Here is a 15,331-nt window from a genome sequence, read left to right on the forward strand (position 1 = left end):
AGAAAGGAAAAGAATGAAATTTAAATTAAATTGAATTAGAGTGCTAATGATCATTCTTATTTTAACTTTCGTTGGAATAATGATTTATATGATTGTTAACAAACTATTCACAACTACACCAGAAAAAATTAGTATTTCAGCTTTAGTAGATTATATTACTAACGCTGCAAAACAACCAAATGACAGTATATATTTTGAAAAAATAGAAGTAGATCCTTTTACTAATAAGTTTACCGGTGTGTTTGTTGATGGGCAAAAAACCATTAATTTCCTCGCGTATGGTAACTATAGAGATTTAGGTGTTGCTGGATATGAAAGTATACCTTCTGCTGCTTTTTCATACTTAAAAAATAATGAAGTAATTCAATCAGCAGGTCTTTCATCAGTTGGTGTTACTGAAGAAAACTGATTTGTTTCTTTCTTTGTAAGAGGTTTATTACCACAAATTATTGTTTTATTATTATTCTACTTTATCATAAGATGATCATTAAGAGGAATGAGTGGTGGAGCTTCTGGATTTGGCGGACAAGACAAATCACCTGCACAATTGATTAAATCAGATAAAAAATTCAGTGATATTGCAGGTAATAAAGAACCAATTGAAGAAATTAAAGAAATAGTAGATTACTTAAAAAACCCTAAAAAATATGAAGCTAGTGGTGCAAGAATGCCTAGAGGTATCCTTTTAGGTGGTCCTCCAGGAACTGGTAAAACACTTCTTGCTAAAGCTACAGCTGGTGAAGCAAATGTACCGTTTTTCTTTGTTTCAGCTTCTAACTTTGTTGAGCTTTTTGTTGGTATGGGAGCCAAAAGGGTTAGACAAGTAATTGCTGAAGCTAGAAAAAATGCTCCTGCTATTGTTTTCATCGATGAGCTTGATGCTATTGGTAGAACAAGAGGTGGTGGAATTGGTGGTGGAAACGACGAACGTGAACAAACACTTAACCAACTTCTTGTTGAAATGGATGGAATCAAAGAAAACTCAGGATTATTATTTATTGCTGCAACAAACAGAACAGACGTTTTAGATCCTGCTTTAATTAGACCTGGACGTTTTGATAGAACAATTACTGTTGGACTTCCTGATGTTAAAGAGCGTGAAGAGATCTTAAAATTACATGCAAAAGGAAAAAGATTTGAAAGCGATGTTCACTTTAATAATGTTGCTAGAAGAACTCCTGGATTCTCAGGTGCTCAACTTGAAAATGTTATTAATGAAGCTGTACTTCTTTCTATTAGAGAAAAAACTAATTTAATTAGTCTTGCACAAATTGACGAAGCTATTGATAGAGTTATGTCTGGACCTGCTAAAAAATCTAGAACAATAACTAAAGAAGAATTAACACTTGTTGCTTATCATGAAGCTGGTCATGCTGTTGTTGGAATTAGAACACCAGGTGGAAACAAAGTTCAAAAAATTACAATTATTCCTCGTGGACAAGCAGGCGGATATAACTTAATGATGCCTGAAAATGAAAAATACAACTACACCAAACAAGAACTTTTAGCTTCTATAGCAAGTTTTATGGGTGGTAGAGCAGCTGAAGAAATCATTTATGGTGAAAAACACATCACAACAGGTGCTTCAGATGATATTAAAAAAGCCACAAATATAGCAAGAAGAATGGTTACTGAATTTGGTATGAGTGACCTTGGACCAATTAAATATATGGAAGAAGAAGGTAGTCCATTCCTTGGTAAAACATTGGCTCAAAACTCAGGTATTTCAAACCAAATTACCCACGAAATAGATATGGAAGTAAGAAAAATTATTTTCCAAGCTAAAGAAATTGCAACCAAAACAATTAATGAAAATAGAGAACTTTTAGAGTTAATCAAAACCCTTTTATTAGAGCAAGAAACAATTATTGCTGAAGAAATTGATTACATTGCTAAAAACCTTAAATTACCACCTAAAAAAGAAGAGCAAATTAAAGTAGCTGAAGAACCATTTGATTTAGATGATTTATTAAATGAAAATAATTCTGAAGCTAAAGAAGTTCAAAACACAGATGTTGCTGAACAATTAAGTAAATCAAATGAAGAAGTTGCTCAAGAAGAAAAAAGTGAATCTAATTAATCAAAAAACAAATATGTCTTAAAGGCATATTTGTTTTTCTTTGAAAATTGAGCTAAGGGAACAAAATTAAATGCCATCAGAGATACTTTTATGACTTTTTACATCTTCTAAAAATACTATATAATTAATAAATTAATTATAAAAAACACTTTAACTTAGGAGTGTAATATGTGAAGATTATTCAAAGAAGTTTTCAAATCGCTTATAAAGAATAAAGCAACAGTTGCAGGACTTACTATTTTGGTTTTCCTTTCATCTGCTATTTTTACTCTTTTACACGATATGTCCAAATCAATGAAACAACAATACAAAAAGTATGATGAAATTTCAAATGGACACGAATTTACAGTAGATTTAAACTTGCCATTTAGCGGAAACATCTATAACAATGGATATTTTGTTAACGGTCTTACCCAAATTGAAGGAGGACCATTTTTTGGTAAAGGTTTAAATTATGTTGAGCCAAATTATCGTAAGATTTATGACTCAATCGATATAGAAGCGATTGAAACTCCATATGTTAAGATGGATAATTTTATTCAAAATGACAACTTCTTAAAAGATAAATATATTAAAAAATCAACTTTAACAGAACTTATTGAAAAAAATAATGTTGATCAATTTGTTATTTACAATTTTGAAAACCCAGAAAAAACCTTTAGATTAACTAAAGATTTTGAAACAGACCTTTTTGTTAAAAATGGTGAAGAATTTGTGAAATATGAAAAAAGATATACCTTACAAAGAAGTGATGTTTTCCATCTTGATAAGGCATATAAATTAGAAGATATTGCATCTATTAGTTCTGAAAATGAAAGAACACCAATTCTTTCTCAAATGTCAACACTTTTTATTAACGTTAAAACTAAACAAGCAACATTTGATTATAACGTTGGTAAAAAATGAGATATAGAAGATAATGCTGTTAAAGTTAGTCCGGTTGATTATGTTGAAAAATTAGGTTTTTCAAAATATAATGACTCTAACTTTATTTTCAAGTTAGATAATACAAAATCACCTATTCTTATTTCGATAAGTGGGAATGAAAGCATTTCTGATTTTTATGAAAAAGAAATTAAACTTAATATCCCTTATTCAGATATTTTTAAAGAAGCTTCAGTTGATCATGATTCAATTGAAAAATATACACTTAGAAAAAACATTGACTTTTCACTTCCTGTTCAATGAGCAGTTAAAAAAGAAAACTTAGTGTATTGACAAAGAAAACACTATACAACAACTTATGATACACCCGAAGATAAGCGTAGATGAAATGGAACTTACGCTACTTTTATGGAAGGGATTGAAAAAGAAAATAATGGAAGCTTACCGCTATATTTTTCTGATTTTTCATATTGAAGTAAACAAACACTTTCATATAACATTAAATTCCATGAGGATGGAAGTGTAAACAATCAGAAAATTTTAAAATCAGAAAATAATAACATCATTTCATTTGAGGAAACTCAAAAAAATAAATTAACATTAGCTAATATGTCTGAGCAACCTCTCAACCCAAATATAGCTCAATTCAACTATAATTCATATATTTTAAGCGAACCTAAAACAATAGCAGAAATTGACAATCTTAGCGCAAGAGCTCAAGATGTAAATTTCAACATTAATAATTGATACAAAGATATTATTAATGTGCAAAATGTGGATGAAAGAGTTAAGATCATTAAAGATGGTGCATTAAACATCACCAAAAAGAGTATTTACGATTATTTAGTTCAAAAAGTAAGCGAAGCAAATATTGGTAAACGTAAAACAATAACAGTTGATTCTGTAAATAACTTAGGGGAAAAATCTGTTTTCCACTTTATTGACACCGGAGATAAAGATAATAAAGTTGACGGAATTAAACTAAATGTTGATAAATTAATCAACGAAGCAACTAATAAAACAGATCTTAATGAAATTTCCGTTGCATTAGATAATTACTTTATGATAAAAGAATTACCACCTTTTATTGCTAAAGAAATTATCAGTAGTACTAGAGACAACGTTAACCCAGTTAATGAATACATCCTAGCTGACTTTGATTTTTATGATGTTAAAATCATTGACCCTTCAAATAATGAAATTTCTATTTTGCACAATGCTAAAGTGTATAAATTAGCAAATTATATTGGTAAAAATGGATTACCAGAAGAAGCATATAACCAATTTAACGGTTATGGAGTTGCATGAACTTCATATGATACTTTATTCTTATTAAGAGCAATTTATAATCCAAACAATCCAGATCAAATTGATCATTGAGAAAATGTAAATATTCCTAAAAAACAAATTAGTTCACTTACACATGAAGAACTTTATAGATATTTTGTTGATCATAATTTCACTTTAAGATACAAATATTTAAATACGCAAGGATGGGTTGAAAAATTATCAGAATATCCAAATACTGTTTACATTCCTTTTGCATTTAGAGGTCCATTAATCGAAATTATTAATGAAGCTTTAAATCAAAACACATTAAGAAGTGGACTTGTAAACATTCAAAAATACTTATTTGAATCTGATTTAGTTAAAAAAGGTTTCTTAAGCAAAGAAGAAGTTTATACATTAATTGAATCAATTTCAACAGTTATTGATAAAAATAACTTTGCTAAGATTTTTAGTACTGGAAATATCAACTTAATTGTTATTCCTAAAATGGCGCTTGATTTAGTTTATGAACTATCTCATTCTCCAAATGGTGATTATTTAACTAAAATTGTGACATCAATTTTAAGTAGAGTAAAACAACTTATTCTTGAACAAGGAAGTTTAGAAAACCAAAGAAATTACTTAATTGGTCAAGTTGAAAATCTTTATAAATTTATTGAAAAAATCAGTGGACAAAATGCTTCAATGTTTATCCCGGTTGCTAAATTAGCTTATTTAGTTAAAGAACCAATTAAATTAATTGATAGTCTAATTGCAATTATCAATTCATTTAACTTTGAGGAATATGGATCTAAATTAAAAAACTTCTTTGATAACGAATATGATAAAGAGCACCTTTTTAACGGAAAATCATACAAGAGAAAATTAAGTAGTGTTGAAATTATTTTATGAGCTATCGAAAGTTTTGATCAAAATGAACTTAAGAAATCAATTAACTCAATTTTAAATAACATTAATATTAATGTGATTTTAAATGCAGATGATCCAAATAGTTTACTTGCAAACTTTTTAACTAATTTACCTGCTTCAATTAAGGAGATTATTAAAAAAGCAAATGCTTATGAAAATGACCCTACAAAAGCGTTCTCTAACGTCATTGAACAACTTAAACTTTTAATTGACACAATTGATTTAAATATTGTTTCATCAAATCTTAGAGAAAAATTAACTGTTTCTCCATATGATGTTGAAAATGTACAAATTAATAACCTTACTAAAACAAAAGAAAAAACAATTAAATACTATGCTTTAGGTTCAATTAATAACATTGATATTTATTCAACAATTATTAAATCAATTTTCAGTATGCCTGGTTCAGATAAGTATATCAAAACACGTATTATTGATATGTTTAACTTATCATCTAAAGGTGATAGCATTAGAATTGATGATAATACATATATTTCATTCCCGATTGAAGATCCAGATAAATTAGACTTTATTGATTTAGTTTCTGCTTTTATAAGTCCTGCAAGCAGACCTGCGGAAAATGCAGAACCTAATTCTTCTGAATCACCTGTTGCCAATACGCCAGCTAGTCCATCAACAAATAATACTTTAGAAAAAGTTAATTACTTTATTAATAAGTTTAAAAATGTAACTTCAATTGAATACAACAACCTTTCATCTAAAGATAGAGCTATTGCTCAACAATTCTTTAACCTTACAAAAGATCACACTTTAAGTGGTGATGCTAAAAACAAAGCATTTAGCGATTGACAAGCATTTGTTGATACATTTACCTACATTGATGATTTAAAAGAAATTCATAGTGATATGTCAATTGGTAATTTAATGAATTATTATGCTAACTTCTCTAATTATTTTGAAGTTAACTTCACTTGATCAATTCTTAATAAATTACTTAAAAAACTTACTAACAATTCATATACACCTGGATTTTCTCCAATCAAAGATAGTCGTTTAATTCTTAAAAACTGAAGCAGTATTTTTATTAAAAATAAAGATATTAGTTACGAAAGAAGAACTGCTTTTGCTAATAGATTATTAGCACTTGCGAATAAACAAAGTGTTTTAGATTCATTTAATAGCTTTAATCTTTTTGAAGGATCTGATCAAAATATTGCCAAGTATCAAAGCACAGGTTTTGGGGTTTCTCGTTCAATTGCAACTCCGCTTAAAATGCGTGATGAGTTTTTCGCTAAAGATGCAAGTGGGAAATATGTAAATGCTGATTTAAAAGAATTAGTCAGAGATTTCCCTGAATTTGAAAAATGAATTAAAGAAAATGAATTAAACATAACTAATGATTTTGCTTACATTGGTGTTTCACAAATGTACCAAAACTTTGGAGAAACTACAAAAATTGATAAATATGCTTTAAAATACAACAACATTTTATCTGTAATTATTGACAACTTCCTTAATGGAGTAATGCAAAGAAGAGTAATTAAAGAAAAATTAAACACAATTGATTACATTTACAATAATGATTACTACACAGTATCAATTGAACATTTAGGTCTTAATAATCTTTTATTTAACTCATTATTGCTTAATAATACTCCGCAGTTTATTGTTTGATTATTAACTAACACAAACAACGTTGGAAATCAATCAATTTCAAATTTAGCTTTCCTTTTACTCCACAAAATCGTGAATTTTGAAGATTTAGTAAATAAAGGAGACGAAAAAATCTCTGAGTTTATTAATAGCTTTATCCAGCCTTCAGTAATTACACCTGTACTAGAAAATGATTTTACTTTTGCAATTGCAATTGATAATGATTATTTTGTAAACTTAACTGAGTTACCTGAATACAAAGAAGACAAAATGTCTGTTTTTGGAATTAACTTAGTTGATATTATGCTTAACGCAATGAACTCAATTACAGGTCTTCAAAGAGTTAATAATTTACTTGTATTTACCCAAGCAAGTGCTTATGTTGCAAAAGTAAATTATGCTTGACTTAAACAAAACAACAAAGAAATTTATGCTGGATATTTACCTAAAGATCCGGTTGGAATGGTACAGTTAATTGAAAATGTAGATAAAAAATACTTACTTGAAGTTGATGGAACTAAATTCTTAATTCTTGGTGATGATATTACTTATGATTATGTTTATCCAGTAATTGATGAAAACAACTTGCAAGTAAGCACCAAAAACCAAGCTATTGTTTACTTAAATGATAAAGGGTTTGATAGAATTAGACAAAACTACCGTGGAAATGTGGTTAAAGAGTATTTAGTAGCTAAAACTAAACCGAATCAAGACCTTGATACAGTGATTAAAGAGACAAGAGAATATGTAAATCAAGCTGTTAATGACCCTGCGAAACTTGAGAGGGTGTTTAGAAAAGATCAATTGGATCCAATTAACCCAGAAAGAAGCTTAAGAATTACAGTTGTAGCGGGAATTATTTCATCAGTTACATATACTTCAAATATTTTAATTGGTATCTTAATTGCACTTGTTGGAATCTCAATTATCTTTATTATTAAACGTTATATTTCTAACAAAAATAAAGTTATTGGTATTTTAGTGGCTCAAGGTTATACACCGCTTCAAATTTCAATTTCTATGACTGCTTTTGCTGTATTTTCAGTACTTATTGGTGGTGTAATTGGTTACTTAACTGGATTTATGTTCCAAGCTTCAGCAATTAATATTTTAAGTAGCTATTGAACAGTTCCAATTACCACACTTAATTTCTCAATTGTTTCATTTAGTGTCTCAATTATCGTGCCGCTAATTGGAATGTCGCTTCTTATTATTGCAATTTCACTTTACTCACTTAGATATAAATCAATTGATTTAATGAGTGGAATTGTTGATTTAAATATTGGTGAACTTCAAAACCAATATAAAAAATTATGAACCAAATCAAATATTAAAACTAAATTTCGTGCATCACTTGTATTTAATAGTTTCTGAAAACTTGCTTCATTTGCAATTAGTATTATCTTAGCAAGTATTACAACTATCTTTGGTTTCGCAACCTTTGGAGTGTTTGAAAAATCAATTGAAAAAACTTACAAAAACCGTAGTTATAACTACAAATTTGATTTAGAAACACCAACTAAAGAAGGGGGATTATTTAATCCTTACTATGTTCAACATTTAGATAATTCTTTATATACAACAATTGGTGATGTTAGTGAACTTAACTGATACCAAAGTGATTACTTTGCACCTGGATATTCAACTGCAGTTAACGCAAATGGCAAAAACGGTAATCCAACTATTTTTGATCCACATGTTATTTCGCAATTTTCAGTTAATGTTAAAATTGATTCTTCAGTAAGTATTGACCCATGAAAATTAGTTTATAACTCACTTCCAGACACTCAAAAATCTAAGATTCTTAAAATTAGAAACTTAGTTGGACATGCTCTTGAAAAAACTCAAGATTGAGTTGTTTATGAAAAAGATAATCCAAATAAATATGACGTTGCAAAAACAAAACTTACCAAGAGAGATTTCTTCTACTACTTAGAAAATGAAAATAACCCATTAGAAAGTCAGTTCTTATACTTAAGATATGATCCAACAGAAGGTGATTATATTCACGATATTATCTCTACTTCAAGTCATAGAGATCAATACCGTCAATTCCTTGTGGATGGATACAGAAAACTTTCACAACAAAACCAACAAAAAGAAAATAGTGGAACTAGAGTTTCAGATCTTGTAACTGATTTCTTTGTTGCATTTAACGGAATTTATTTTAATCCACTTAAAGATGAAACTTATTCATATGTAGCATCTAAATACAAAAAACAAAACATTAAGTTATATGGATATAAACAAAATTCATCACAAATTAAATTAATTGATGATAATGACAATAACTTGCTTGATCTTGTTTATAAACAATGATATGAGCTTGAAAAAACAATTCCTTCTTCATTAACTAATGCTCAAAAAGCTGAATTACTTATGGAAAAAGAATTACCAATAGTAATTAATAAAGTTTCTGCTGACAAATTTGGACTAAAAGTTGGTTCTAAATTAAAACTTCCAGTTCTTAACAATGTTGAAAGATACACCGAAAAACTTAATGCAGAAATTTACAACCCAGTAGAAGAAAAAGTTATCACTGATGAAAATGTTGAAGAAGAAGTAGTGGAAGAAATTAAAGGATACAAATTCAAAGTTATAGGTATTAACCCAACATTTATTAATACTGAATTTATTATTCCTAAACCAATTGCGGATATAATTACTGGACTTGCTTCACTTACAAAAACTCAAAACAACATTACATCTGAACCATTTAACGGTATCTTATCAAAAGATCAATTGCCTCAACAATTACTTTGAACAACTGCACTTTACTCAATTTCAGGATACTCACCAGCTGCTGATACTTTAGATACTAACGGTATTTCATCAAATGTTATTTCTGATCTTTTTGACGGATTATTTGCAACTCATTCAACAGTTGATAACTTACGTTCTGAAGGGCAAATGGCAAAACTTGGTTATACAGATGTAGAGATTGCTAAATTCTTAAATAAAGACTTTGATCCTGAAACTCAATCAGTTAAAGAAAACTACTTAGAGATGAAAAAGTCAGCAGGAACTGCAATTAATAAATTTGCTAAGATTTTCGAAAATAAATTATATGTAGCAACTGCTTCTTCAATTGACTCCAAAGAAATGGAAATTGGATTTACATTAACAATTGCTAAAACAGTGCAAATTATTGTTACATTAATTACAATTATCAGTTTCATTGTTTCAATTGTTATTCTTATTATTATTTCAACAATCTTAATTAATGAAAATGAAAAGAACATAGCTATTTGATCTATCTTAGGATACAATAACAAAGAGAAAATCTTTATGTTCTTTGGGATTTACATTCCATTTATTATCGGAGCTGTTCTTTTAGCTATGCCTATAGCAGTTGGGCTTATGGGTGTATTCTCGCAATTCTTAACTGTGGCAGCTTCTATCACAATACCTTTAACATTAACAATAGGAAACGTTGCATTAACAATAGCAACAGTATTTGGTGTGTTCTTAGTAACATCAATTATTTCTTGATTAAATATAAACAAAATTAAAGCTATTGATTTATTGAAAGGAAAATAATGTTTTTAGACAAAATATTAAAAATTTTCAAAAAGAAAGAAAAGACTTCTGAAAAAAATACTGATGAAGTTGTTATTTCTAAAAAAGATATTAAGGAAAAAATTACAAAGAAAAATGTATTTAATTTTCTTGATTCCTCAGAAGGAACAAATAAAATAAGTGTTGACAGATCAATAGCTAAAAAATTAAGAAAAGCAGCTAATCAAAAAAGACCAAAAGATGATCACATTGATTTAAAAAACAATGAAGGAAACATTATTGAAGTTAGAGATGTAAGTAAATATTATCTTTCAGGTAATACGGTTACTAGGGTTTTAAAAAATGTTTCTATGGAGATTAAAAAAGGTGAATTCATTTTAATCTTTGGTAAGTCTGGAGGTGGTAAAAGTACACTTTTAAACCTTATTTCTGGGCTTGATAGACCAAGTAAAGGAGATGTTATTGTTTGTGACACTAATCTCCCTTATTTATCTGATGTAAAGTTAACCTTATTTAGAAGAGAAAACGTAAGTTTCATATTCCAAAACTATAACTTACTTCAAAACCTTACAGGTTATGATAATGTTGAAACTGGTGCTTATTTACAAAAAAACAAAGACAAAAAACTTAATTTAGACGATTTATTTAAAGAATTTGAAATGGAAGAAGTTAAAGATAAATATCCTTCTCAAATGTCAGGGGGACAACAACAACGTATTTCCATTCTTAGAGCTTTAGCTAAAAATGCATCAATTATTTTTGCTGATGAACCTACTGGAGCTCTTGATTCAAATACTTCAAAAATTGTTTTATCTTACTTATTTGACATCAATAAAAAATATGGAACCACAATTGTTATGGTTACCCACGATCCTTCAATTGAATCAATTGCTGATAAAGTTGTTCGCGTAAAAGATGGAAAAATCACTGATATTAAAGTGAACAAAAAACCAACACACCCTAAAGATATTGTGTGAGATTAATGTAACCTTTAATTATTAATTAATAAACGAATATACCTTAAATATTGGTGTATTTGTTTTTTTTCGCTTTTGAAAAGAGTGGCAATAAATGAAACATATATAAATACAAATTAATGATATTTTGTACTACTGTGTTAATTTAGACATATAAAAATAAAATAAAAATTTCATTATTTTTTGAAATTCGTTAACCTTAAATAACAATGTAAGATATGTCACCCAATATGTCACCCAATATGTCACCCAATATGTCACCCAATATGTCACCCAATATGTCACCCAATATGTCACCCAATATGTCACCCAATATGTCACCCAATATGTCACCCAATATGTCACCCAATATGTCACCCAATATGTCACCCAATATGTCACCCAATATGTCACCCAATATGTCACCCAATATGTCACCCAATATGTCACCCAATATGTCACCCAATATGTCACCCAATATGTCACCCAATATGTCACCCAATATGTCACCCAACATGGCCGCACAAATGGCCGCACAAATGGCCGCACAAATGGCCGCACAAATGGCCGCACAAATGGCCGCACAAATGGCCGCACAAATGGCCGCACAAATGGCCGCACAAATGGCCGCACAAATGGCCGCACAAATGGCCGCACAAATGGCCGCACAAATGGCTATCAAAAAGCATTTTGTTAATCGCGCAACCTTAAGTTATTTTTTAAGAAATTAACTAAAAACTAATAATCTATAAATAAAAATATATGTTTTTATTTTAGAATATAAATATAGAGAACGTTATTTTAGATGTTTTGCATATCCAAGAGGTTAAAATGGAAAATAAAAATATTGAATTCAAGATAGATATACCTGAAAAACACAATAAACTAAAAGCAGAAATGGTATCTTTTTTAAATAGTAATGATGGAGAAATATACTTAGGTGTTGATGATAATGGTGTTCCTAATTTAAATTTAATTAAAGAGAAAAGCAAATTTTGAGAAGAAATTATTTCAAATTGAATCACCAATGCATTTAATGAAAATGTTAAAGACTTTGTGGAGATTATTTCTGATGACTCCTCATTTAAGATAAAAATTTTAGAAGGAAACAACAAACCCTATTATTATAAAGAAGGTGAAGGGTTTAATTCTAAAGGTATCTATATTAGAGTGGGAAGCACTAAAAGAAGAGCAGAATTAGAAGAAGTTAAAAAAATGCTTTTTAATCGTAAACCTAATAACTTTGAGTCTACTTTAATTAATAATGACAAGCTTACTTTTAAATATCTTGAAAACAAATTTGAAGAAAAAGGGCTTAAATTTAACCCTATAGCATTATCTTTAATTAATAAAGATAATAAATATAATAATGCTGCTTTACTTTTTAGTGATCAAAACCCAACAATTAGTAAATTTGCTGTATTTGCAGACTCAAAAGTTTCTGTTTTTTTAGATAAGAAAGAATTCGCAGGGTCAATAGTAAAACAATTAGATGACATGATTTATTTTTCTAATTTATTAAATAGAAAGAAAATAACTATTAATGGAAATCCGGAAAGAAATGAATATTTAGATATACCCGAAGTAGCTTTGAGAGAAGCTATAGTAAATTGTTTTTGTCATAGAGATTATTCGTTAACTGGTGATATTAAAATTGAATTCTTTGATGATAAAGTGAAAATTTTTTCTCCTGGTGGACTACCAGATAATCTTACTTTAGAAGATATAAAAGAAGGTTTTACAGCTAAAAGAAACAAAATAATTGTAAATGTGCTAGACAAAATCGGTCTTATTGAAAACTATGCAACAGGTGTAAGAAAGATATTTGAAGGTTATGAAGGTTTTGAAAAACAACCCACTTATTATATATCTGAAAATGGTATATCACTTACCTTGTTTAATCGCAACTATGACGAGAGCCAAAAAAAACCTAACAATATTAACGATTTAGAAGAACTAAAAAAACTTGAACGTTCAGAAAAAATAATCTTTCTGATGAAAGAAAACCCTAGAATCACCATAGATGAAATGGCTGAAATTCTAGAGGTATCTCCAAGAACAATAAGAAGAGAAATATATATATTAAGATTAAAGGATAAAATCGAATATATAAGAAGTGGAAAAACCGGATACTGAGTAATTAATGAGAACATGGATAAAGAAGAATAAGATTAATTAAAAAGTGAATATCCTTATTTTCCTGCGTTTCCCACTTGCTAGTATAAAAAGCAAAATATCCGTTTGAAGCGGATATTTATTTTTACTTTTTAATCATTTCTAAAACTTTTTGAATTAATAGATAGTCATTTCAACTATCTTCCAAACTTTTATCTTTAATATCGAAAATTTTGACTGTTTTATTGTTGAATTTTTCTTCAACTTCTATAATGTCATTAATCATTTTGTTTAATCTATGTTCTGTAAATTTATCTTTTTGAGATAAACCTATTAAATCATTAATTTTGAAAACTAAGAATTTCATTAAAACTAAACCTAAAAAGCAAAGACAGATATAACCAGTAATGTGTTTCCAACTTGATAAATACATGGGTCTAAGAACTAATCTACTCTTTAAGCTTCTAAAATTCTCTTCAACTTTTCATTGTTTTGCATATAAATCTACAATTTAATCAGGAGTTAAATCATATCTATTTGTCTCGTAAACATAATATCCATCGAACTTTTCATCTTGCAAAATCTTTTCGTTATCAAGTTCATAATAACCAGATTTGTCAACAGCTTTAAAGAATCTATATTTCTTCCCGCCTGCAATATCTTCATAAGAAACTTTTCCGTTTTTAGCTTTCTTGAGGAAGTTATTGATTAAAATTTGTCTATCTTCTGCATCTTTTCTTGCTCTCTTCTTACTAAAAGTAATGATTCTTTTTCTTATTTTTCCATTGATTCTACCGTTTCTATATTGAGAAAGAAATTCTTCTGATTTATGCACTAAACCGGTTTTAGAATGAATATAACCTTCTTGGTTTAAAACAAATTCTTTAAAGTCTTTTGTTCCTGTTTTCATCCGGTAAGAAATAATGAATTTTAAACCTTTGGACTCTAAAAATCTGATGTTTTTGTTTAAAGACATACCTTTATCAGCGATAATTGTAATTTGTTTTATCTTATATATTTTTTGAATTTCCAAGACAAAAGGGATGAATGTGTTTGCATCTGTTGTATTCCCAGGAAAGACTTTGTAATGTAGTGGAATTCCGTTTGAATCAGTTGCTATCCCAATAACAATTTGATCTTCTTTAAACTTACCGTCCTTTGAATAACCAGGTTTTTTGTACCCTTCTCTACTAAAAGTTTCAAAATAAGTAGTGGTGGAATCATATCATATGATTTCTACATCTCTTTTGTGTTCATTTACAAGAACTGAATTTACATTTTGTAAAATTTGCCCCCTATTTTCAGCGATGTAATCTAACGATCTGTAAAAAGAATTTTTAGAATAAACAAATTCTTGTTCTTTTTTTAGACTATTGAAAGTGCCTAAAATACTTAATGGCTCTTTTAATCTTTGATAAATTTGTTGCATCACAACTTCTTTTAAACTTACTGATTTTGTTTTATGACAGTCTTTAAAAATGTCAAAATGATCAACCAACGAAGAAACAAGTTCATATCCCTTAAATCTTTTTCTATATTCAACAAGATCATTTTTGTTTTCTTTAAACTTTTGATTAATAATTTCAATAATTTCTTCTTTGGGAGTTGTTAAAGGTATGTCTTTAACAAGCATTTTGATTTTTTCAATTGAATTTTTTTGATACTTCTCAAAGTCATGTTCATAGCCAATCCCAAATCTAGTTTCATATCCTGTACCTTTTATTTTTCTGCACCCGACCTGTATATATGTACCTGCTTTTTGTTTAGAAACACACAATATTCATGTTCTTTTTTCTTTTGTTTTTGCTTGCATGCACATATTATATCATATTTTACCTAGTAAATTACTAGGTTTTTTACATATTTATTAGATAAATATGTACTGCTGCGAAAATGTAAAAAAACTCACTTAAGTGGGAAACGCAGGAAATCGAATATATAAGAAGTGGAAAAACCGGATACT

The 15,331-nt window shown here is 28.5% G+C and carries 5 protein-coding genes and 1 pseudogene; 5 read left to right on the forward strand and 1 reads right to left on the reverse strand.

Going from position 1 to position 15,331, the window contains the following annotated elements; all coding sequences use genetic code 4:
• The first annotated feature begins 13 nt into the window (after positions 1-13).
• The 5 genes from ftsH to GOQ20_RS01135 all read left to right on the forward strand — a co-directional run bounded on the left by ftsH (position 14) and on the right by GOQ20_RS01135 (position 13,422).
• The gene (gene ftsH, locus GOQ20_RS01115; RefSeq protein ID WP_167845074.1) at positions 14-2,080 is read left to right on the forward strand and encodes an ATP-dependent zinc metalloprotease FtsH; all 2,067 of its coding nucleotides are present in this window, start codon (positions 14-16) and stop codon (positions 2,078-2,080) included.
• A gap of 168 nt (positions 2,081-2,248) precedes the next feature.
• On the forward strand, positions 2,249-10,318 hold the full coding sequence (locus tag GOQ20_RS01120; RefSeq protein WP_167845075.1) for an ABC transporter permease: 8,070 nt from the start codon (positions 2,249-2,251) through the stop codon (positions 10,316-10,318).
• Complete coding sequence (locus GOQ20_RS01125) at positions 10,318-11,280, forward strand: ABC transporter ATP-binding protein (RefSeq protein WP_167845076.1); 963 nt, start codon at positions 10,318-10,320, stop codon at positions 11,278-11,280. The genes GOQ20_RS01120 and GOQ20_RS01125 overlap by 1 nt, the downstream gene beginning before the upstream one ends.
• A 476-nt stretch (positions 11,281-11,756) precedes the next feature.
• On the forward strand, positions 11,757-11,984 hold the full coding sequence (locus GOQ20_RS01130; protein WP_167845077.1) for a hypothetical protein: 228 nt from the start codon (positions 11,757-11,759) through the stop codon (positions 11,982-11,984).
• 100 nt (positions 11,985-12,084) lie between these two features.
• Positions 12,085-13,422, forward strand: coding sequence for an ATP-binding protein (locus tag GOQ20_RS01135; protein ID WP_167845078.1), 1,338 nt, complete (start codon positions 12,085-12,087; stop codon positions 13,420-13,422).
• Positions 13,423-13,513: 91 nt separating this feature from the next.
• On the opposite strand, the pseudogene GOQ20_RS01140 reads toward GOQ20_RS01135, so the two are convergent.
• A pseudogene (locus tag GOQ20_RS01140) lies at positions 13,514-15,187 on the reverse strand (IS1634 family transposase).
• Between the last annotated feature and the right edge of the window lie 144 nt (positions 15,188-15,331).

The sequence above is a fragment of the Mycoplasmopsis gallinacea genome, from assembly GCF_012220205.1.
GTDB classification, from domain to species: domain Bacteria; phylum Bacillota_I; class Bacilli_A; order Mycoplasmatales; family Metamycoplasmataceae; genus Mycoplasmopsis; species Mycoplasmopsis gallinacea_A.